Annotated in this window: 21 protein-coding genes; 10 read left to right on the top strand and 11 right to left on the bottom strand. The window is 59.4% G+C overall.

Annotated features, from left to right (window positions below):
• Positions 1-253: 253 nt before the first annotated feature.
• The 3 genes from carB (at position 254) to GF108_RS14070 (ending at position 4462) form a co-directional block, all read left to right on the top strand.
• Entirely contained in the window at positions 254-3739 is a 3486-nt protein-coding gene (gene carB / locus GF108_RS14080; RefSeq protein ID WP_153668473.1) for a carbamoyl-phosphate synthase large subunit, read from the top strand.
• Between the two features lie 94 nt (positions 3740-3833).
• Positions 3834-4070, top strand: coding sequence for a type II toxin-antitoxin system Phd/YefM family antitoxin (locus GF108_RS14075; protein ID WP_153668472.1), 237 nt, complete (start codon positions 3834-3836; stop codon positions 4068-4070).
• Positions 4067-4462, top strand: coding sequence for a type II toxin-antitoxin system VapC family toxin (locus GF108_RS14070; protein WP_370462171.1), 396 nt, complete (start codon positions 4067-4069; stop codon positions 4460-4462). The genes GF108_RS14075 and GF108_RS14070 overlap by 4 nt, the downstream gene beginning before the upstream one ends.
• Positions 4463-4465: 3 nt before the next feature.
• Here GF108_RS14070 and GF108_RS14065 read toward each other — a convergent pair whose 3' ends face one another.
• Positions 4466-6250: an ABC transporter ATP-binding protein/permease gene (locus GF108_RS14065; protein WP_153668470.1), complete on the bottom strand. Its 1785-nt coding sequence runs from the start codon at positions 6248-6250 to the stop codon at positions 4466-4468.
• Between the two features lie 324 nt (positions 6251-6574).
• On the opposite strand from GF108_RS14065, the gene GF108_RS14060 reads away from it, so the two are divergent.
• The gene (locus GF108_RS14060; RefSeq protein WP_027233379.1) at positions 6575-6787 is read left to right on the top strand and encodes a cold-shock protein; all 213 of its coding nucleotides are present in this window, start codon (positions 6575-6577) and stop codon (positions 6785-6787) included.
• A gap of 112 nt (positions 6788-6899) precedes the next feature.
• Here GF108_RS14060 and GF108_RS14055 read toward each other — a convergent pair whose 3' ends face one another.
• Positions 6900-7931 (bottom strand): NAD(P)-dependent alcohol dehydrogenase, encoded by a 1032-nt coding sequence (locus GF108_RS14055; protein ID WP_153668469.1) that lies wholly within the window; start codon positions 7929-7931, stop codon positions 6900-6902.
• 128 nt (positions 7932-8059) lie between these two features.
• On the opposite strand from GF108_RS14055, the gene GF108_RS14050 reads away from it, so the two are divergent.
• On the top strand, positions 8060-8977 hold the full coding sequence (locus tag GF108_RS14050; protein ID WP_153668468.1) for a LysR family transcriptional regulator: 918 nt from the start codon (positions 8060-8062) through the stop codon (positions 8975-8977).
• A gap of 21 nt (positions 8978-8998) precedes the next feature.
• On the opposite strand, the gene GF108_RS14045 is transcribed toward GF108_RS14050, so the two are convergent.
• On the bottom strand, positions 8999-9610 hold the full coding sequence (locus GF108_RS14045) for a glutathione S-transferase family protein (protein WP_153668467.1): 612 nt from the start codon (positions 9608-9610) through the stop codon (positions 8999-9001).
• Positions 9611-9851: 241 nt separating this feature from the next.
• Here GF108_RS14045 and GF108_RS14040 point away from each other — a divergent pair, with 241 nt between their 5' ends.
• Positions 9852-11054 (top strand): pyridoxal phosphate-dependent aminotransferase, encoded by a 1203-nt coding sequence (locus GF108_RS14040; protein ID WP_091923786.1) that lies wholly within the window; start codon positions 9852-9854, stop codon positions 11052-11054.
• 33 nt (positions 11055-11087) lie between these two features.
• Here the strand turns inward: GF108_RS14040 and GF108_RS14035 are convergent, their stop codons facing one another.
• Positions 11088-11408: a type II toxin-antitoxin system PemK/MazF family toxin gene (locus GF108_RS14035; RefSeq protein ID WP_153668466.1), complete on the bottom strand. Its 321-nt coding sequence runs from the start codon at positions 11406-11408 to the stop codon at positions 11088-11090.
• Entirely contained in the window at positions 11402-11656 is a 255-nt protein-coding gene (locus GF108_RS14030; RefSeq protein ID WP_153668465.1) for an AbrB/MazE/SpoVT family DNA-binding domain-containing protein, read from the bottom strand. The genes GF108_RS14035 and GF108_RS14030 overlap by 7 nt, the downstream gene beginning before the upstream one ends.
• A 138-nt stretch (positions 11657-11794) precedes the next feature.
• On the opposite strand from GF108_RS14030, the gene msrP reads away from it, so the two are divergent.
• Positions 11795-12769, top strand: coding sequence for a protein-methionine-sulfoxide reductase catalytic subunit MsrP (gene msrP, locus GF108_RS14025; protein ID WP_153668464.1), 975 nt, complete (start codon positions 11795-11797; stop codon positions 12767-12769).
• 232 nt (positions 12770-13001) lie between these two features.
• Here msrP and GF108_RS14020 read toward each other — a convergent pair whose 3' ends face one another.
• The 3 genes from GF108_RS14020 to trxB form a co-directional block, all read right to left on the bottom strand.
• Entirely contained in the window at positions 13002-13466 is a 465-nt protein-coding gene (locus GF108_RS14020; protein ID WP_172982643.1) for a DUF2380 domain-containing protein, read from the bottom strand.
• 127 nt (positions 13467-13593) lie between these two features.
• Entirely contained in the window at positions 13594-14490 is an 897-nt protein-coding gene (locus GF108_RS14015; RefSeq protein WP_027233385.1) for a LysR family transcriptional regulator, read from the bottom strand.
• A gap of 152 nt (positions 14491-14642) precedes the next feature.
• Entirely contained in the window at positions 14643-15617 is a 975-nt protein-coding gene (trxB, locus tag GF108_RS14010; protein ID WP_153668462.1) for a thioredoxin-disulfide reductase, read from the bottom strand.
• Positions 15618-15929: 312 nt separating this feature from the next.
• Here trxB and GF108_RS14005 point away from each other — a divergent pair, with 312 nt between their 5' ends.
• Together GF108_RS14005 and GF108_RS14000 are read left to right on the top strand one after the other, a co-directional pair.
• Positions 15930-17330 (top strand): TrkH family potassium uptake protein, encoded by a 1401-nt coding sequence (locus GF108_RS14005; RefSeq protein ID WP_153668461.1) that lies wholly within the window; start codon positions 15930-15932, stop codon positions 17328-17330.
• Positions 17331-17428: 98 nt separating this feature from the next.
• Entirely contained in the window at positions 17429-17899 is a 471-nt protein-coding gene (locus GF108_RS14000) for an Lrp/AsnC family transcriptional regulator (protein WP_027233388.1), read from the top strand.
• Here the strand turns inward: GF108_RS14000 and GF108_RS13995 are convergent.
• From GF108_RS13995 to greA, 3 genes are read right to left on the bottom strand one after another with little or no spacing between them, the layout of a single operon-like run.
• Complete coding sequence (locus GF108_RS13995; RefSeq protein WP_370462170.1) at positions 17896-18630, bottom strand: glycosyltransferase family 25 protein; 735 nt, start codon at positions 18628-18630, stop codon at positions 17896-17898. The genes GF108_RS14000 and GF108_RS13995 overlap by 4 nt on opposite strands.
• Entirely contained in the window at positions 18627-19673 is a 1047-nt protein-coding gene (locus GF108_RS13990) for a glycosyltransferase family 4 protein (protein WP_370462169.1), read from the bottom strand. The genes GF108_RS13995 and GF108_RS13990 overlap by 4 nt, the downstream gene beginning before the upstream one ends.
• A gap of 18 nt (positions 19674-19691) precedes the next feature.
• Positions 19692-20165, bottom strand: coding sequence for a transcription elongation factor GreA (gene greA, locus GF108_RS13985; RefSeq protein WP_091923800.1), 474 nt, complete (start codon positions 20163-20165; stop codon positions 19692-19694).
• Positions 20166-20524: 359 nt separating this feature from the next.
• On the opposite strand from greA, the gene GF108_RS13980 reads away from it, so the two are divergent.
• Positions 20525-21607, top strand: a complete 1083-nt coding sequence (locus GF108_RS13980) for a PQQ-dependent sugar dehydrogenase (RefSeq protein ID WP_370462168.1) — start codon at positions 20525-20527, stop codon at positions 21605-21607.
• The last annotated feature ends 15 nt before the right edge of the window (positions 21608-21622 follow it).

Below are 21622 nucleotides of genomic sequence, written 5' to 3'. Positions count from 1 at the left end.
CTATTTTTCAACGCACGGGCGCCGGCCACACATAATCAACTTTCATGACCGATTGATGCAGCGGCAAGGCCGAGCCACAAACGAGCCCCAAACTGCGGCGAAAAAGCATGAAATGCCGCGTTTTTGGGGTTACGTAATGCGATTCCTTTGCCTATAAGGCAGCCTTAGCCTCGCATCTGGAACTTAAGTGTCTGTCCGTACGGTCGAAACCCGTGCGGTTTTTTGTGCAGCACGCTATGGATAGGAACCGACCATGCCAAAACGCACCGACATCAAATCTATTCTGATCATCGGCGCTGGCCCGATCATCATCGGTCAGGCATGCGAGTTTGACTATTCCGGCACGCAAGCCTGCAAGGCGCTGAAGGAAGAAGGCTACCGGGTCATCCTCGTCAATTCCAATCCGGCAACGATCATGACCGATCCGGAACTAGCCGACGCCACCTATATCGAGCCGATCACCCCGGAAGTCGTCGCGAAGATCATCGCCAAGGAACGTCCGGACGCGCTGCTGCCGACCATGGGCGGCCAGACCGCGCTCAATACCGCGCTTTCGCTGCGCCGCATGGGCGTTCTCGACCGGTACAATGTCGAGATGATCGGCGCCGATGCGGCCGCTATCGACAAGGCCGAGGACCGGGCGCTTTTCCGCGAGGCGATGGCCAAGATCGGCCTCGAAACACCGCGCTCCATGCTCGCCAATGCCACGGACGTCAAGGATCATGACCGCCGCCTGCACCAGGAGCAGCGCGAGGCGGTGAAAGCGAAATATTCCGGCGCGGAACTCGACGCGGCGCTCGACAAGCTTGAGACCGAATGGCAGCTCGGCGAAGGCGACCGCAAGCAGCGCTATGTCTCGCATGCACTCGGTATGGCCGGGGCCGCGCTCGACCATGTCGGTCTCCCGGCAATCATCCGCCCTTCCTTTACCATGGGCGGCACCGGCGGCGGCATCGCCTACAACCGCACCGAGTTCTATGAAATCATCGGCAGCGGCCTCGATGCCTCGCCGACGACCGAGGTGCTGATCGAGGAGTCGGTCCTCGGCTGGAAGGAGTACGAGATGGAGGTTGTTCGCGACAAGGCGGACAATTGCATCATCATCTGCTCGATCGAGAACGTCGATCCCATGGGCGTCCATACCGGCGACTCGATCACCGTTGCCCCTGCTCTGACCTTGACCGACAAGGAATACCAGATCATGCGCAACGCCTCCATCGCGGTGCTGCGCGAGATCGGGGTCGAGACCGGCGGCTCGAACGTTCAGTTCGCCGTCAACCCGGAAAACGGGCGGCTGATCGTCATCGAGATGAACCCGCGCGTGTCGCGCTCCTCGGCGCTGGCGTCGAAGGCGACGGGCTTCCCCATTGCCAAGGTCGCAGCCAAGCTCGCCGTCGGCTACACGCTCGACGAACTCGAAAACGACATTACCGGCGGCGCGACGCCGGCATCGTTTGAACCGTCGATCGATTATGTCGTCACAAAGATCCCCCGCTTCGCCTTCGAAAAATTCCCTGGCGCCGAACCGATCCTGACGACGGCAATGAAGTCGGTCGGCGAGGTCATGGCGATCGGACGCACCTTCAAGGAATCGCTGCAGAAGGCGCTGCGCGGCCTTGAAACCGGTCTGACCGGCCTCGACGAAATTACGATCCCCGGCACCGGCGAGGGCAACGACAACAATGCGATCCGCGCCGCCATCGGCACGCCCACGCCGGACCGGCTGCGCATGGTGGCGCAGGCGCTACGGCTTGGTCTTTCCGTCGAGGAAGTTCACGAAGGCTGCAAGATCGACCCGTGGTTCCTCGAACAGATGGCTGAAATCATCGCCACGGAAGAACGGGTGCGCGAGCATGGCCTGCCGCAGGACGCGCAGAACCTGCGCATGCTGAAGGGCATGGGCTTTTCCGATGCCCGTCTCGCCAGTCTCGCCAAGGTCGAGGCCTCCGATGTCAACAAGCTTCGCAACAATCTCGACGTTCATCCGGTCTTCAAGCGCATCGACACCTGCGCTGCCGAGTTCGCCTCGCCGACCGCCTACATGTATTCGACCTATGAAGTACCCTTCGCCGGCGCGCTCGCCTCGGAGGCCGAGGTTTCCGATCGCAAGAAAGTGGTCATCCTCGGCGGCGGCCCGAACCGTATCGGCCAGGGTATCGAATTCGACTATTGTTGCTGCCACGCCGCTTTCGCACTGCGCGACGCCGGCTACGAAGCCATCATGATCAATTGCAACCCGGAGACCGTTTCGACCGACTACGACACCTCGGACCGGCTCTACTTCGAACCTTTGACGGCTGAAGACGTTCTCGAAATCCTGCGCACGGAACAGAGCGCCGGCACGCTCCATGGCGTCATCGTCCAGTTCGGTGGCCAGACGCCTCTCAAGCTCGCCGATGCGCTGGAAAAGGCCGGCATCCCGATCCTCGGCACGTCGCCGGACGCGATCGACCTTGCAGAGGACCGCGACCGCTTCCAGAAGCTTCTCGTCAAGCTTGACTTGACCCAGCCGAAAAACGGTATCGCCTATTCGGTTGAGCAGGCCCGCACCATTGCCGGCGAACTCGGCTTCCCGCTTGTGGTACGCCCATCCTACGTACTCGGCGGACGCGCCATGCAGATCATCCATGACGAGCGGTCGCTGCAGAGCTACCTTCTCGACACGGTTCCGGAACTCGTGCCTGAGGAAATCAAGCAGAAGTATCCCAATGATAAAACCGGGCAGATCAATACGCTCCTCGGCAAAAACCCGCTGCTTTTCGACCGCTATCTGACAGAGGCCATAGAGGTCGATGTCGACTGCCTGTGCGACGGCAAGGACACCTGGGTTTCCGGCATCATGGAGCACATCGAGGAGGCCGGCATCCATTCCGGCGACAGCGCCTGCTCCCTGCCCGTCCACTCGCTCTCCGCTGAAACCGTGGCCGAACTCGAAAAGCAGACGGCGGCGCTTGCCAAATCGCTCAATGTCGTCGGCCTGATGAACGTGCAATACGCCATCAAGGACAATACGATCTATGTGCTTGAAGTGAACCCCCGCGCCTCTCGTACAGTGCCCTTCGTCGCCAAGACCATCGGAACGCCAATTGCCAAGGTCGCAGCACGGATCATGTCCGGCGAAACGCTGGATCAGGCGCTTGCCAATTATGGCGGCAAGCCGTCAACGACGGGCCGCAAGCACATCGCCGTCAAGGAAGCGGTATTCCCGTTCGCGCGCTTCCCCGGCGTCGATACGCTGCTTGGGCCGGAGATGCGCTCGACCGGTGAGGTCATGGGCCTCGACTATGACTATGCGCTGGCCTTTGCCAAGTCACAGCTCGGCGCCGGCGTCGATCTTCCGCGCGATGGTACGCTGTTCGTCTCTGTCCGCGACGACGACAAGCCGGGTATACTTTCGGCCGTGAAGCGTCTCTCGGGGCTCGGCTTCAAAATCATGGCGACCGGCGGCACCGCCCGTTTCCTTTCGGAAAACGGCGTCGCGGCCCAAAAGATCAACAAGGTTCAGGAAGGCCGCCCGCATGTCGAGGATGCCATCCGCAACCGGCAGGTCCAGTTGGTCTTCAACACCACGGACAGCGCCAAGGCGATCTCGGACTCTAAGTCCCTCCGCCGCGCAACGCTGATGCAGAAGGTGCCGTACTACACCACCCTCTCGGGCGCCGATGCGGTCGCCGAAGCAATCGCAGCATTGAAGGCGGGTTCGCTTGAGGTCAGGCCGCTGCAGGATTATTTCGTTTGACTGTCTAGGCCGGTCTGGCGGCACCGCTACCAGCCTTGCCTTGTAGGACAATACAAAGTAAAATGACCATAGGCATCTGACTATGGTCACAAATATGAGCAGACAGGTATCCAAATCCGAATTCAAGGCAAAGGCGCTTGAATATTTTCGGCAGGTCGAAGCGTCTGGCGTTAGCCTTGTCGTGACCGACCACGGCAAGCCGGTGCTCGAAGTGCGACCTTATCGCGACGGAACCGAACGCAGCGCAATGGACGTGTTGCGTGGCTCGGTCATTCAGTATGACAAGCCAACCGACCCGGTCGGCGACGATGACTGGGCCGAGGCGCAGTGATCGTACTGGACACACATGTCCTGGTCTGGTGGGTGAGCGGCGATCCCGCCTTGAGCAGGGCAGCGCGAAACGTGATCCAAGAGCAGCAAGTGAGTGGCGAGATCATTGTGTCGGCCATCTCAGCGTGGGAAATCGCCATGCTGGTCGATCGAAGACGGTTGGTGCTTTCGATGGATGTCGATTCCTGGCTAAGCGCAGTCGCGCGAATCGAGCGAATGCGCTTTGTCGCCGTAGATCGCGAGATCGGAGTAAAATCGGTGACATTGCCCGGCGACTTTCACAAGGATCCGGCTGACCGCATGATCGTCGCCACGTGTCATGTCTTGAGCGCGCCGCTGGTCACAGCCGACAGCAAAATTCAGGAATACGCGCACATCACCACAATCTGGTAGCCACTACACCCCTTCGATCCCTTCGTTCTCGAGCCCGTGGCCTGAGGGGTCGCTGACGAAATGCAGCACCTTGGCGAAGAGCTTTTCGTCCTTGTCCTCCCGCCCGATATGCACCACGGTCGATTTGGCGAGATGATTGCGCAAAACCTTCATGACCCGCTCATGCGCAGCAGGTTCCATAGCGTCGAGGGCCTCGTCGATCACCACCCAGCTTGGTTCGTGCAGTTTGAGGCGGGCGAAGGCCAGCGATTGCTGTTCGTCGTCGCTGAGCTCCCGGTCCCAGCGCGCGCGGAAATCAAGCATCGTTTCAAGCCGGGTCAGGCCGAGCTCATGAAGGGCCGATACCAGTTGCTCGTCGGAAAATGCTTCCTCGCCTTGCGGATACGACATCGCTCCCCGCAGGCTTCCAGGCGGAAAATAGGGCGAACGCGGCATATAGAGGATCGAGGTGTTGGCTGGCAGGCTGACCGTTCCGGCACCCCACGGCCAGAGGCCTGCAATGGCGCGGAACAGCAATGTCCTGTCTATCCCCGCTTCACTGGTTATCAGGACGCGCTCGCCTTCCTTGACGACCGCCTTCTTTTCCTTCAGCCGGACCGTTGCCCTGGGCGCGGTGATTTTCAGCGATTCTAGGACGATCTGGTTGGAATCCGTCTCGGTGAATTTGATGCGCTGGTCAACACTGTTCATGAGGTCGGTCGCTTGGACAGCCTGGCGGAATGACGTCACGCGCAAAAGCGTGGCGCGCCAATCGGCAATGGCGCCGAAATTGTTGACGAACCATTTCAATGCGTCGTGCACCTGGTTGAACGCCCCGATCGCAGCCATCAAGCCGCCAAAGGACAGGTTACCGGCAAAGTAGACCGGCGCTGCAACGAGGATCGGGGCAACGATTGTGATCCAGCCGTAACCGGAAGTGACCCAGGTCAGTTGGGTCAAGGCGGTGACCAGCAGGCGGATTGCGCCAAGCAGTCGGTCGATATCGAAACCGAGCCGGCGATTCTCGTCGGCCTCACCGCGATAGAGCGAAATCGCATCGATATGTTCGTTCACCCGCATCAGCGAGAAGCGCAGTTCGGATTCCTTCTGATATCGGTCGGCATTGAGATGGATGAGCCGGCGTCCGACGAGCCAGCTGATCCACGAAGCGATGCCGGCATAGAGAAATGCTGCCCAGACCATGTAGCCCGGTATGGAAAAACTGTAGCCCGCCACGTTGAAGACGAAGCCGCTGGAAAACGTCCACAACACGCCGACAAAGCTGATCAGCAATATCGACGCCTGCAACAGCCCGAAGCCGAGATCGGTCGACATTTCGGCGAGGTGGCGGGCGTCCTCATGCAGGCGCTGGTCGGGATTGACGCCGATTGGACCGGAATTGGAGAGCTTGAATGCCCGTCGTGGTTGCAGCCATTCGCCGACGAGATCGCGCGTCAGCCCCTCGCGCAGCTTGAGGCGCGCCATCTGATTGAGCCAGGTCTGCGCCACGTTGAGCACGAGCAGCACCGAGGCAATGGCGAAGAACACCATAAGCTGATCGACGAACGCCGAAAAATCACGTCGCGACAGGGCATCATAGAACGGCACGTTCCAGCGGTTGAGAAGGACCTGCCCCGCCGAGGTGACGATGATAATGGCGAAAACGCCGAGGATGAGGAGAATAAGGCGGTTACGAACCGGCGAAATCCAGTAGATATTGCCGATGACGCGAAGCTGCGCCCAGAGACCCGCTTCCACTTCGCCCGCGACGGAGGTGGGCGTGGATCGGTTCGGTTTCTGCTCCGCCATGAGTTTCCCCTGTGGGCGACCGCGAGTCGGCCTTGTTCTACCTTCTAACACACGTCGGATAATGCGCTGAAATGCAAGACGGAATGTAGGGGCAAAATTTACGCGCGCAAGCGCTGCGCGGTAACCTCGATGGCAGGCCATTTTGAATCCGGCTTGTTTTGGGCCGGAATCTGTCATATGTATCCGTCATCGATTTTATCGGTCGAGTGACTTTGCGACCTGCGTAACCCGTTGCGCTTCCTGATGAACTCCATTGCATAGGTTCGATTCCCTGGGCTGCATATGTGCATGCTGCCTGTCTTATACATCTGAAAGGAATTTCCCATGGCTACGGGAACAGTGAAATGGTTCAACAGCACTAAGGGCTACGGTTTCATCCAGCCTGATACCGGTGGTGCCGACGTATTCGTCCATATTTCCGCTGTTGAACGCGCAGGTCTGCGCGGCCTCAATGACGGTCAGAAGGTCAACTACGAGATCGTTCAGGACCGTCGTTCGGGCAAGTCGTCCGCTGACAACCTCAGCGTCGCGGGTTGATGCCGCAAACCGGGAATCGTTCGATTTCTGAAGCACAGAATTGAGAAAGGCGGGTTCACCCCGCCTTTTTCGTTTTTTATCAAGAGATTCGTCGGCCCGCCGGACTCAACTTCTAAGCGAGTTCAACAACAACTTTACCAAACGGTCCCCGATCAAGATGATCAAGCGCCGCGTTGAGTTCAGCCAACTTGTAGCTGGCCTCGATGATCGGCTTCAGGCCTGAAACGTCATAGGCTCTTGCGAGATCTTCAAGTCCCCGCCGATGGCCGACCTGAATACCTTCGACGATCAGTCGCTTGCGGGCGAATGCGCCAAAGCTCCCGGACACATCCAGCCCTTCGAGAATGCCGATAAGGGAGATGCGCCCCGCGACTGCGGCAGCCTCCAGCGATTTGCCAAGATGGGCGCCGCCCACGGTTTCGAGAATATGATCGGCGCCGTGATCGCGCGTCAGGCGATGAACGGCGGCAACCCAATCCTCTTTGTTGCGGTTAATGCCGTGGCGGGCGCCGAGTTCGCTCGCGCGAGCCAGCTTCTTGTCGTCGCCTGAAACGACGATGATTTCGGCCCCGTGCATCAGGCCGATTTGAAGGCCGAACAGCGAAACGCCGCCGGTGCCGATAATGAGGACCCTCTGTCCCGCCCGCAACCATCCACGCTCCACAAGCGCCGTCCACGCGGTCAGTCCGGCGCAGGGCAGCGTGCTGGCCTCGCTGTGCGTAAGGGTGGCAGGGCCTCGCACCGCCCAGTCTTCGTGGAGAACGACATACTCCGAAAGGACGCCCTGCACCGTGCCCCCGAGCGTGCGCCCGTTGGGCTGTCTCGCGGTACCGGGGCCGTCGCCATCGATCCAATCGGGAATAAACGTGGAGATGACGCTGTCGCCCACGGCAAAGCGCGTCACGCCGTCGCCGACCCCGGCGACGATGCCGGAAAGATCGGAAGCAGGAACCACCGGTTCCGTCAGCGGCTCGGGCAAGCCGAAACCGTCATCGATGAGGAGTTTGTCTCGATAGTTCAACGACGCGGCGAAGACCTTGATCAATATTTCGCCGGGCCCTGGTTGCGGAACCGGTACCTCCGCCAGTGTTAGATTTTCCCTGCCGGCCGCGGTCAATTGCCAGCGTCGCATCGTCATTGTCATGGATATACCTTTTCTATGGCACCCGCCTCCGGGTTGAGGTGTCGACCATATATGCGCCAAGCACACAACAGTTGCGCCAATGAGCATCAATATTGTATCCCTGTTGTCTACAATGAGGATCGAGGACTTTGAACAAACTCGCCGGCATTCAGGAATTTGTTGCAGTTGTCGACGCGGGCGGATTCTCGGCAGCCGCCGAACGTCTGCACATGTCGAGGTCTGCGGTGGGCAAGACCGTGGCACGCCTTGAGCAGCGGCTTGGCGTCAGGCTCTGCCATCGCACAACCCGGGCATTTGCGCTGACTGCAGAGGGGCACGCCTTTTACGAGCGCTCGCTGCGCGTCCTCGCTGAAGTCGAGGCGGCCGAATTTGCTCTGACTTCGGAAATGGCCGAGCCAGCCGGCCGCATGCGGATCAGCGTGCCGGCAATCTTCGGCAGGCGCTGCGTGGCGCCGGTCGTCTTCGATCTCGCCCGGCAATATCCGCGACTGCGGTTCGACGTCTCCTTCACCGACCGGACCGTGGACCTTATCGAAGAGGGTTACGACTTGATCGTGCGCAACACCGTGCTTCCGGACAGGGCTGGATTGAGCGCGCGCCGTATCGCCCGCCAGCGCATGGCCATCTGCGCGTCGCCGGACTACCTCGCCGCGCGCGGAACACCGGGCACACTCGATGACATCGCTGCACACGATGCCATCACCTATGGCCGCGACGGCAATGCCCGCCCCTGGCTGTTCCCTGACGGGCGCGGCGGCACCTTCGCTGCCCCGACGCGAAGTTTGCTCATCGTTGACGATCTTGAGGCTGCGGCGGACGCTGCCGCGAGCGGTCTTGGCCTCGTATGGTCGCCGTGCTGGCTAATCCGCGAACACATTCACGCAGGCCGTCTGGTCCAGGTGTTGACCGGGCTTGAGCCTCTGATCTTCGACACATTCGCCGTATGGCCGACCGCGCCCTTCATGCCCGCCCGCCTGCGCGTCCTCGTCGACGCTTTGGCGAGCCGCCTTCCGGGCATGACCGGCGCAGACCGCGAGATCAAATGACTTCGGCGAGTGGGATAGTCCCTACGGGATCCACGTGATTGGCACGTGTCCTTCGTCTGCAGCAACCCGGCTCAGCCATTTTGCAATCGACGGGTAGGCTGAAAGATCGTAGCCGCCGCGATTGGCTTCGTGTGTATAGGCGTAGAGGGCGATGTCCGCGAGACTCATGCTGCTGCCCACCAGATATGGCGTTTTTTGAAGCTGCGTTTCCATAACGAGGAGCGCCTTGTTTCCACCTTCGAGCGTTGCCGCGAGCCGCTCGGGCGTCGCCTCCTTGGCCCGTTCCGGATAGACGAACAAGGCCTTTCGCACGGCGATGTTCGGTTCATGCGTATACTGCTCGAAGAACAGCCACTGATACATCAGCGCCCGCTCGTAGGGGTCCTCGGGAATGAAGCGGCTGCCTTCGCCAAGGTGCAGCAGGATTGCGTTTGATTCTGCGAGGAGCCGCCCGTCGTCGAGTTCGAGCAGGGGCACCTTTCCATTCGGATTTTTTGCCAGATATTCAGGCTTGCGCGTTGAACCATCGACGGAAGACACATGGATATGCTCGAACGGCATCGCCAATTTCGCCATCAAAAGCCGTGGCTTGTAGCAGTTTCCGGATTCGGGCTGTGAATAGAGTTTCGGCATATGGCTGGTCTCCTGTGGCAGGCGAATATTTTCGCTCCTTCGCGCAATGTCCAATCATTTTGCTTGAAGGATGGGACAAGCGAAGCTGATGCTTCGTCAGTTCGATGTCACACCCTGCATAGAAAGTGCGCGATGAAAAGCCTTCAGGGCATGCTTTTGCTTGCGATTCGCCCTCCATTGCGACATACGAACCCCGCAACCGCCCGGCGGTTATCAACCCTCGTTTCTGGAGAACGACAAAATGGCATTCCTCGCAGACGCCCTTTCCCGTGTGAAGACTTCCGCAACCATTGCGATCACCCAGAAAGCGCGCGATCTGAAAGCCGAGGGCCGTGATGTCATTTCGCTATCGGTCGGCGAGCCGGACTTCGATACGCCCGATAATGTCAAGGAAGCCGCAATTGCCGCCATCCGCCGCGGCGAAACCAAATATACGCCTGTCGCGGGCATACCGCAGCTGCGTGAAGCGATCGTGCGCAAATTCAAGCGCGAGAACGAACTCGAGTACAAAGCCAACCAGGTTATCGTCAGCACCGGCGGCAAGCACGTCATCTATAACGCGCTGCTTGCGACGCTCAATCCAGGCGATGAAGTGATCTGCGTTGCGCCCTATTGGGTAAGCTACCCGGAAATGGTGGCGCTGTGCGGCGGCACCCCCGTGATCGTCTCCGCGCTGCAGAAGAACGAATTCAAGTTGCAGCCCGAGGATCTCGAGCGTGCGATCACGCCGAAGACCAAGTGGATCATCATGAATTCGCCTTCGAACCCCTCGGGCGCGGCCTATACGTGGGACGAAATGAAGAAGCTGACGGATGTGTTGATGCGCCATCCGCATGTCTGGGTGCTGACCGACGACATGTACGAGCACCTGACCTATGGCGACTTCAAGTTTGTCACGCCGGCGCAGGTCGAGCCGAACCTCTACAACCGCACCCTGACGATGAATGGCGTTTCGAAAGCCTATGCCATGACCGGCTGGCGCATCGGCTACGCCGCCGGCCCGCTCGAACTGATCAAGGCCATGGACATGGTCCAGGGCCAGCAGACCTCCGGGACGAGTTCCATTTCACAGTGGGCGGCCGTGGAAGCGCTCGATGGAACGCAAGAACATTTGCCGGTGTTCAAGAAGGCCTTCGAAGGGCGTCGCGATCTGATCGTCTCGATGCTGAACCAGACCAAGCTCCTCGAATGCCCGAAACCCGAAGGCGCATTCTACGTCTATCCGTCCTGCGCGGCCGCAATCGGCAAGACCGCGCCGTCGGGCAAGGTCATCGAAACCGACGAGGATTTCGTCAGCGAACTGCTGGCGACCGAAGCTGTCGCCGCCGTACATGGCTCGGCATTCGGGCTCGGCCCGAACTTCCGCATTTCCTATGCAACCTCCGACGCCAACCTCGAAGAGGCCGGCAAGCGCATTCAGCGATTCTGCGCCAGCCTTCGCTGATTGATGAAATGAGGAGGGCCACAGGGCCCTCTTTCACTCCTGGAACATTGTGCACAACGTGCTCAGCGTAGCCGTCAGCGTGTTCGGTGATACGCCACCCAGCTTCTTTACCAGCCGCTGCTTATCGATCGTGCGAAGCTGGTCAAGGAGGACAAGGCCATCCTTGCCTTGAAAGGTTACGGCAATACGAAATCCGGCCGGACGGCTCCCGGTCGTCATGGGCGCCGCTATGACCGTCCGCAGGTGGTCGTGCATTTCCGGCGGCGAGATAATGAGACAAGGGCGGGTTTTCTTGATTTCGCTGCCAATCGTCGGATCAAGATTGATGAGCCAGACGTCGCCGCGACTTACCATTTAAGCTCGCCATCAGCTTCATTGGGAAACTCCGGCCACAGAAGTTCATCATCTCCTGCAGCAGCGACCCGTTTCGCATCCTCGGCCCAGCGCGCGCGCGGCGTGCCAGGTACCGGAGAAATGACTATACGTCCGTCCTCCACCACAAGATCAACCTCATCACCCGGTTTCGATCCAATCTCGACCAGGAACGGTTTTGGTATGATAATCCCTGAAGAATTGCCCATCTTTCGAAGCGAACTGCGCATATGAAATGTCCCGGTTGCAACATTGTTGTAACTTAATTTGAGCCTTTTAGCAAACGTGTTCCAATCACGCCATTGTGTGAGAACGGCCTGCGATTACTGGCTATTTTGCACACCGCAAACCGGCACAACGGAGTGGTCATGGCCGTAATAATTCGCAAGCCCAACTGGGCGATTTCCGACGCCTTGGCGACCCCTGAAAGGGCATTTCTCGATCGCAGGGACATTTTGAAGGCCTGGGGCCTCGGGGCACTGGTGCTTGCCGCGAGCGCGAGCCTGCCGAAAGCCTTGCGGGCTGCAACCCTTCCCGCCGGCAACCCGGCGCTCTACCCCGCGAAACAGAATACGGCCTATAAACTCGACCGCAGCCTGACGCCGGAAGAGATCAATTCGAAGTATAATAACTTCTATGAGTTCGGTGGCGATAAGGACATATGGACCGAGGCGCAGACCCTCGTCACCAATCCATGGGACATTGAAATCGGCGGCATGGTGGAAAACCCCTTCACCATCGCCTTTGCCGAACTTGAGGCAAAAATGCCGCTGGAGGAGCGCCTCTACCGGCACCGCTGCGTCCAGGCGTGGTCGATGACCATACCCTGGACCGGCTTCTCGCTGGCTAAGCTTGTGGAACTGGCAAAGCCGACCGCCTCGGCGAAATATATTCGGTTCGAGACATTCTACGATCCGGCGATGGCGAGCGGCCAGAATGGCTTCCTGTATACCTGGCCCTATGTGGAGGGGGTAACCATGGCGGAGGCGGCCAACGAACTCGCCTTCATGGTCACGGGCGCCTATGGCAAGCCGCTCCTCAACCAGTTTGGCGCGCCGCTTCGCCTTGCCCTGCCGTGGAAATACGGATTCAAATCCGTCAAATCGATCCGCAAGATCAGCTTCACCGACAAGCAGCCGGTAAGCTTCTGGGAAGGGCTCGCCTCGAACGAATATGGATTCTGGGCCAACGTCAATCCGGATGTCGCGCACCCGCGCTGGAGCCAGGCGCAGGAGCGCGTGTTGCACACGGGCGAGACTGTGCCGACGTTGCTGTTCAACGGATATGGCGAACAGGTGGCTGGATTATATGCGGGGATCGAGGGCGAAGAACTCTATCGCTAAAAAGCGTACCCCTGAAAAGAAAAGAGGCCGGACAAATGCCCGGCCTTAAGTTTTGAAGGTGCCGTTTCCGGCTGAAACCTCCAGAGGGGAACACTTGCGGGCGCGCAATGGGAGGAGGAGACGCACCGGCAAGTGATGTGGATATGAAGGTTTTGGCCCTTTCTCGCAACATCCAATTGTGCATTGCACCCATGCATCTGATGCATAGCGCGCCAATCCGCTTAAGAATTCATCATTTTTGCATATTGAAATCGCAATGCCGAACGATTTGTCCCGCCGAAAACTTCGCAGCGCGCCGCCATGCTTCGTCGGTATCGCCGCGATAGGTGATGAAGTCGCCGCAGACGGCACGGCTGTCCCGCACGTCCAGCACCGAGTATCGCAGCCAGCCGATGAGCGTGCTGGTTTTCTGCACGGCGCCAATGACGACATAGGTCGCGCCGTTCTGCCTCGCCATTGCCGAGAGCGCTGCAAATCCCGGGTCGGTCGCCGTGCATTGGTCGTCCTGGCATGGCAGCGGCACCAGCTTGAACTTGCCTTGCTCCGCCAGTTGCTGGCGCAGATAGTCGGCAAGCTCCCGGAGCCGCCTCTGATGATCAGCGGATTGGTCCCGGGGCTCACCGGACGTATCGACGAAATCGAAATTGGCCGAGGCGATCGGCGTTTGTGTTTCCGCATCGCTGTGACCAGAGGCCAAGAGCAGACTCAGAAACGCAATCGATATGCGAGCAACTGCAGGCATGACACACCGTGCCGGCGCAATGGCCGGTCCGTTCGAAGGTGCCTCACGGCGGACTATAATTCGCCTGCGAAGAAAGGATAGTCTAATACGCCCAGGTGCGCGCCTTGGAAAACAGGAAATCGCGGAAAACATGCAGCTTTGCGGCGTTCTTGATGCCCTCCGGATAGCAGAAGAACGTATCGAAGGACGGCAATTCCATCTCGGGCAGAAGCCGAACAAGGGTCGAGTCCTTCTCCACCATATAGTCCGGCAATACACCGATGCCGACGCCTTTCTGGATGGCACGCTTGATCGACAAAAGGTTGTTGATCTGCAGTACCGCCGGCCTGAGGTTCCCATCCGATCGGCCGATGACCTCCAGCCAGTTCAGATTGGTGAGGTAGGAGGGCGCGGGTTCGCCGAAGCTGATGATGCGATGCGAATCGATTTCGTCGATGCTTTCGATCTTGCCATATTTGGCAATATAGCCCGGCGCCGCATAGACGTGCATGTGCACGGTAAAGAGGCGGCGCTGGATAAGATCCGGCTGTTGCGGCTGGCGCAGGCGAATGGCGCAATCGGCATGGCGCATCGTCAGATCGAGTTCCTCATTGTCGAGGAGCAGTTGCAACTGGACTTCAGGATAGAGTTCGATGAACTCCTGAACGCGCTCGATAAGCCAGCCCGAACCGAGGCCGACCGTCGTCGTCACACGCAGCTTTCCGGAAGGCCTGTCCTTGCTTTCGGTGAGCCGCGACCTGACGTTTTCAAGCTTCATGAGAACTTCGTGGGCGGTGCGATAAAGTACCTCGCCCTGTTCGGTCAGGATGAGACCCCGCGCGTGCCTGTGGAACAGCGGCACGCCGACATCCTGCTCCAGGGCGCTGACTTGACGGGAAATAGCCGATTGCGACAGGTGCAACGTCTCGGCAGCATGGGTGAACGACCCAGCTTCTGCCGCAGCATGAAATATTCGCAACTTGTCCCAATCAAGCGACATCGCGCAGTTTTCTCCCCACTCCGGCCGCGCCATCGCGGCCAGCTCCATTTGACCCATTGCCCCCAAAATCATGTTTGATTGTCTGGGGTTGGGCCACTCAACATTCCGCCGCAGCCCCGCGAGCCATCAGGCGCGGTGCGCGGCGGCCATTCTTATTCAGCAGCTTCGCGTACTGGTTCCTGGGCGGCCAACCAGCGTTCGGCTTCAAGTGCTGCCATGCAACCCATGCCTGCTGCAGTTACCGCCTGACGGTAGATGTCGTCCGTGACATCGCCGGCAGCAAAGACGCCCGCAACATCGGTTGCCGTGGAATCCGCCGCCGTCCAAAGATAGCCGTTCGGCTTGTGCTTGAGCTTGCCCTTGAAGAGCTCGACGGCCGGCGCGTGGCCGATGGCAACGAAGACGCCATCCGTCTCAAGATCAGTGGTTTCGCCAGTCTTGATATTCTTCAGGCGCACGCCCGAGACAGATGCCGGCAGCGGCGTCTTGGCTTCGGTGCCCGTGATCTCGTCGATGACATTGTCCCAGATGACCGTTACATTCTCTTTGCTGAACAGGCGATCCTGCAGGATTTTCTCGGCGCGGAACTGGTCGCGGCGGTGAACGATAGTCACCGACTTTGCAAGATTGGCAAGGTAGAGCGCTTCCTCGACGGCAGTATTGCCGCCGCCGACGACGACCACGTCCTTGTTGCGATAGAAGAATCCGTCGCAGGTGGCGCAGGCCGAAACGCCAAAGCCCATGAAGGACTGTTCGGTCGGAATTCCGAGCCACTTCGCCTGTGCGCCGGTGGCAATGATCAGCGCATCGCAGGTGTATTGCGTTCCACCGTCACCGACCAGCCGGAAGGGGCGCACCGACAAGTCGACCTCGGTGATGATGTCATGTGCAATTTCGGCCCCGACATGTTCGGCCTGAATGCGCATCTGTTCCATCATCCAGGGTCCCTGAACGGGATCGGCGTAGCCCGGATAGTTCTCGACATCGGTGGTGATCATCAACTGGCCGCCCTGCTGCAGGCCCGCCACGATAAGCGGTTTCAAATTAGCGCGAGCAGCGTAGATCGCAGCGGTGTAACCCGCGGGACCGGAGCCGATAATGAGAACGGGCACATGGCGCTTCGACATAACAAGACCTTAAATTCATTTCTCACAAAAGTTGGCGCGGGCCGCAGCTCGCGTTCGACCGCCATAAGGTAGTGGCTCAGCCCCCGGTGTTGCAAGGTCTGTGCAAAACATAGGCAGGTTAGCCACAGCTTGCTGCTGCCTTTCCCGCCTCTTCGTTCCATTGTGCGCTCTGCGCGAACCAGTTATGAAACTGAAGATGTCAAAAATGCGGACCACCGCCCTTTCCAGAACGTAGCGACCGATTTCTGACGGATGGAGGTCAACGCCATTTTTCGCACCATCATCAATCTATGCGCGCGGTTCGGCCTCATCATGGCAGCGACGATGCTCATACCGGCCCTCATCGACCTCAAGGCCGGCAGTCGCGATTGGCTCGTCTTCGTCCAGGCAGCAGGTCTTACCGCTGTCCTGTGCTGGCTGACCAGCCTTGCCACCCATCACCCCGAGATCCGCTTCACGCCCCGGCTTGGATTCCTGCTGATTGTCGCCCTCTGGCTTAGCGCGGCCGTGTTCGGCGCCCTGCCCTTCATCTTCTCGCCCCTGCCGATCAGCATCATCAAGGCCTTCTTCGAGTCGATGTCCGGTATTACGGCTACCGGCGCCACCGTTCTGACCGGTCTCGACAGGATGCCGCGCGGTATCCTGCTCTGGCGCTCGATGCTGTGCTGGTTCGGCGGCCTCGGCTTCATTGGCCTCGGCCTTTTGCTGCTGCCGTCCTTGCGCGTCGGCGGCATCCAGCTGCTGCACATGGAGTCTTCGGACAAGTCGGAGAAGATACTTCCGCGTATCCACCAGATCGCGACCGGCATCGTCCTCGCCTATGTCAGCCTGACGCTGATTTGCACCATTCTCTATTTTGTTGCCGGAATGGGCATGTTCGACGCCATTAATCACGGCATGACCACCGTTGCGACGGCGGGCTTTTCGACGCACGATTCATCGCTCGGCTTCTACGCGCACAACCGCGCCATCCTCATCATCGCCACCGTGTTCATGATCCTCGGCGCCCTGCCCTTCGTGATCTATATCAAGGCGGCGATGCCGCAACGCCGAGTATCGATGAGCGATCCGCAGGTTACGCTGTTCTTCATCATCATTATCGGCTTCAGTGCGATCCTTGCCACTGGGCTGATGCTGGAAACCGGCATAGGGCTTGTTGACGCGATCATCGCGGCAACGTTCAACCTTGTCTCCGTGATCACCACGACGGGCTTTGCGACAGAAGACTATACGCTTTGGGGCGCAGAGGCGCTCGGCATATTCTTCCTCGTGACGTTCATCGGCAGCTGCTCCGGATCGACTTCCGGAGGCATCAAGATCAATCGCCTCATCATTCTCTGGCAGATGGCATCTGCGAGCCTGACGCGCCTGATCCTGCCCAACGCCATCGTCAAGATGCGCTATGGAAAATCGGAAATCACCGACGAAGTCGCACAATCGGCCCTCCTGTTCATCTTTCTCTACATGGCCTCGCTCGTCGCAGGCGCCACGGTCCTTGCCATGCTCGGCAATGATCTCGGGACAGCTTTCACCGGCGCCCTGACTGCGCTTTCGAATGTCGGCCCAGGATTTGGCGAAACGATCGGCCCGGCCGGCAATTTCTCGACAATCGGCGATCCCTCGCTGCTCGTTCTGAGCTATCTAATGCTCGCAGGACGGCTTGAAATCGTCACCGTCGTTATTCTCTTTACCCGTCGCTTCTGGACGAGATAAATCGCAACCTGTTTGCAACCGGCGGGCAATGCATTACACAGCAGCAGGAATCGCATATGTATAACGCACTTACCGTGTGAAACAGGATAAAGGCACCCATGCCTCTGAAGGCGGAACTCGACGCGATCGACTGGAAGATCCTGAAACAATTGCAGGACAATGGCCGCATCACCAATGTGGAGCTCGCCGAACGCGTCGGTATCTCGGCGCCGCCTTGCCTGCGCCGCGTGCGCAAACTTGAGGAAAGCGGCGTCATTCAGGGCTATCGCGCGATCCTGAACGGCGCGGTTCTTGGCCAGGACATCGTCGCGTTCTGCATGATCCGCCTGCACCGCCAGTCCGATGCCGATCTGAAGAGCTTTGCCGAGAAGACCCAGAACTGGACGCTCGTGCGCCGTGCCTGGATGGTTTCGGGTGAATCGGACTTCCTGCTTCACTGCGTTGCGAGCGATCTTTCCACCTTCCAGAACTTCGTCATCGAGGAACTCACCTCGACGCCGAACGTCGATTCGGTGCGCACATCGCTGACCATCCGCTCGGTAAAGAACGAACCTTTGATGGTGCTCTAGGCCCGTCGCGTGCGGCTGTAGAGGTTCAAGGCGACCCGGTAATACGGTCTTAGAATTTCCCGTTTCAAGCGGGCGCCGAAACTCTTGTTCTTGCCCTGAACGATCGTACCCCCAAGATCGAAATCGATCTCGCGAATGGTGATCGGCCGCGCGGAAAGAATGCGCGCGGTATGCAGCCAGCGCATCTGTATCGTCGTGTCGACCGGACGATCGAACCGCGCCGTCGCCTTCAGCAGTTCTGCGGCCGCCTCGCGGCCGACAAGTTGCATCTGCATGCCAAGGCCGGGCAAGCGCGGCTGCATGATCGAACAGGTGCCCTGGCGCGCAATACCGGCCCCATGTTCGCCCCGCGCCCAGCGCGGAAAGCGGATATAGTCACCGGGCTGAATTGCCTCGAGCGCCAGTGCCAGTTGCTGGCGAAATGCACTGTCGTCGATATCGACATCGTCCTCGATGACAAGCCCCGCATCGAGATCGCGCTCGACGATCGTCGCCCAGGCCTTGCGGTGCGACTGGAAGCAGGCGATTTCCGAAGGACGCAGCTCGAACGGGTAGTACGGCTTGTGCAATGACCGGGCATAGACCGCATCGATTTCGCCCGGCGTCATGTTCATGGCGTCAATGGCATCAAGGATTTCGGCCTCGATCGGCAGGCGTTTGATCAGCTTCTCGACGTGTTCGCCGCGCTTTGTGGCGCGCTTTAGATGGATGATCAGCGCCGCAGTCTTCACCGCAGCCTGCCCGCAAACATGGCCTCGTAGACGTCGAGTATCTTTCCGGCTTCCTTTTCCAGCGGAAAATTCTCCCGGACATGCGCAAGGCCGGCCTTGCCCATATCGTTGCACTGAGAGGGATCGGCGAGATAAGGCGCGATCGCGGCTTCCAGGGCCTTGCCGTCACCCGCAGGAACCACCGATCCTGTTTCGGGCGTAATCATCTCGGCATAGGCGCCCGCATCGCTCGCGACAACCGCCGTCTGCGACGCCATGGCTTCGAGCGGCGTCAGGCCGAAGCCTTCCTTGCGGGACGGGGCAACGTAAAGCGTCATGCGGCGATACCAGATGCGCACGTCCGGCACTTCGCCGAGGAAAAGAATACGGTCATCAAGCCCGGCGGCGGCGATCTTCTGCCGCAGTTCCTGCTCGAAACCCTTGTTTTCAACGGTCGTGCGGCCGGTCATGATTGCCGTCCATTCAGGATGGTGCGGCAAAAGGCTGATCATTGCGTCGACGAAGAGATCGGTTCCTTTTGAATGCCGAATCCGGCCCGAACAGCCGATGAGATATTTCCCCGCCAGGCCAGAGGCCGCAAAGCTGTCCTCCTCACCCAATGGCGGGTGAAACCGCTCCGTGTCGACACCGTGCATGATCACCGTGTGCGGCACCTCAAGGAAGCTGCCAGATTTCCCGCTCGTCGCGATGACGGCGTTCATTCGCCGGATAAGCCACTTTGTGAAGGACCTGTGGTCACGCTGCGCCGCCGAGGTAAAAAGCAGCTTCAGCCGCATGCGCAAGACCGAACGCATGAAAATACCTGCGACCATCTCCGTGTTGCGCCGGGCGTGCCAGATGCGGAATGGACGGGTCCGGGGCTCGAGCCATAGGCCGGGTAGCCCCAACCACCTGAGCTTCGGCAAATCGTCCGGCAGGCCCGGCCCCAAGGTTGCTATCTTGAGGCCGTTCGCGCGTTGCAGTGGAATAAGCTGGATGATGGTCGAGGTGACGCCAGAAAGCGTGCGCTTGAAGTTCGGCGCGATCACCTCGACGTTTGACACGGTATCGAACGACACCGCTTAAACGAATCTGAAGCCGAGGATCTCGTAGGACCGTGCGCCGCCCGGCGCATTGACTTCGATCGTGTCGCCTTCGCTCTTGCCGATCAGGGCGCGGGCGATTGGCGAGGAAACGGAAATCCGGCCCGCCTTGGGATCGGCTTCCTGGTCGCCGACGATCTGATACGTCCGCTCTTCCTCGGTGTCCTCGTCGACAAGACGGATCGTCGCGCCGAACTTGATCTTGTCGCCGGAAAGCTTGGTAATGTCGATGATCTCGGCGCGCGCCGTATAGTCCTCAAGTTCGCCAACGCGACCTTCGTTGTGGCTCTGCGCTTCCTTGGCAGCGTGATACTCGGCGTTTTCCGAAAGGTCGCCATGAGCGCGCGCCTCCGCAATCGCCTGGATGATGCGCGGCCGTTCTTCTTGCTGGCGCCAGCGCAGCTCTTCCTTGAGCTTGTCAAATCCTGCCTGAGTCATCGGGACCTTTTCCATGTCCTCTCCTTTCGTTGTAGTGCCAAAACGGGCCAAAACAGAGCCGCGCGGCACAAAAAGAAAACGGTCGCCGGAGCTCAAAGCTTCGGAACCGTTCAATCATTCCTGACTCAATATAGCATCGTTTCAGGCAATTTCACGAAGAAAGTGGAAATAGTGCCGGCAAATGGATTTGGGGGGGATGCATTATCGAATCACGAGGGACTCACATCACTGTGAGGCGACCGAACCGTCGAAATGTGTTCTCAGTTTCCCAAACTGACTCGCCACGCCCGACAACGCCCACGATGAAAGGACCCTCATCGATGCGACGGAGAATAGCCATTTTGCTGGCAAGCGCCATTTGTTGTGGCGCCCAGATGGCACAGGCCGAGACCTTCGACACCGAGAAAGCGCCCGTTGCCTCCGAGACGGTCGCGAGCAACCTCGACCACCCCTGGAGCCTCGCCTTCCTTCCGGATGGCGCCCTTCTCGTAACGGAGCGCGCCGGGAATATACGTATCGTCAAGGATGGCAATGTATCGGAACCGCTGAAAGGGGTGCCGAAGGTCGCCGCGATGGGCCAGGGCGGCCTGCTCGATGTCGTGATGGCGCCGGATTTTGCGCAAAGCGGGCGCATCTTTTTCACCTTCTCAGAACCTGGCAAGGACGGCGCGGGCACTGCGATTGCAAGCGCCAGACTCGTGCGCAGTGGACAGGGCGGAACCCTCGAGGACGTCACCGTCCTCACCTCGATGCGCAAGAAGACCAGCAAGGGCCAGCACTTCGGCTCGCGCATCGTCATTACGCCCGATGGCAAGCTGTTCGTCACGATGGGCGAGCGCGGCGACCGCAACCGCGCCCAGGATTTCAAGGATGAAGCAGGTTCCGTGCTTCGCATCAATGCCGACGGTACCACGCCGGCGGACAATCCTTTCGCCGATGGCAAGAACGGGCTGCCGGAAATCTGGTCGAAGGGCCATCGCAATCCGCAAGGGGCGACCTGGGATCCAGTCACGCAGACGCTCCTGACAGTGGAGCATGGCGCAAAGGGGGGTGATGAGATCAACCAACCCCAGGCAGGCAAGAATTATGGCTGGCCGGTCATCTCCTACGGCAAGGATTATTCCGGCGCCAAGATCGGCAAGGGCACGAAGGCTGAGGGTTACGAGCAGCCGATCTACTATTGGGATCCGTCGATTGCGCCGTCGGGGCTGGCCGTCTATGAAGGCGAGATGTTTCCTGAATGGAAGGGCGATCTCCTTGTCGGATCGCTGAAGTTTGCAACGCTGGTGCGGCTTGAACGCGATGGAAAAGGCACGATCGGAACCGAGGAGCGCATGCTCAAGGACGCGTTCGGCCGTATCCGCGACGTCCGCGTCGCGCCGGATGGCTCGGTCTATCTTCTAACCGACGATGCTGATGGCAGGATCGTTCGATTGACACGCGCGCGAGCGAGCTAAGCGTCTTGCAGTCGG

Source organism: Phyllobacterium sp. SYP-B3895, from assembly GCF_009647635.1.
In the GTDB taxonomy this organism is placed as follows: domain Bacteria; phylum Pseudomonadota; class Alphaproteobacteria; order Rhizobiales; family Rhizobiaceae; genus Phyllobacterium; species Phyllobacterium pellucidum.
This window is presented reverse-complemented; position numbering and strand designations above follow the sequence as displayed.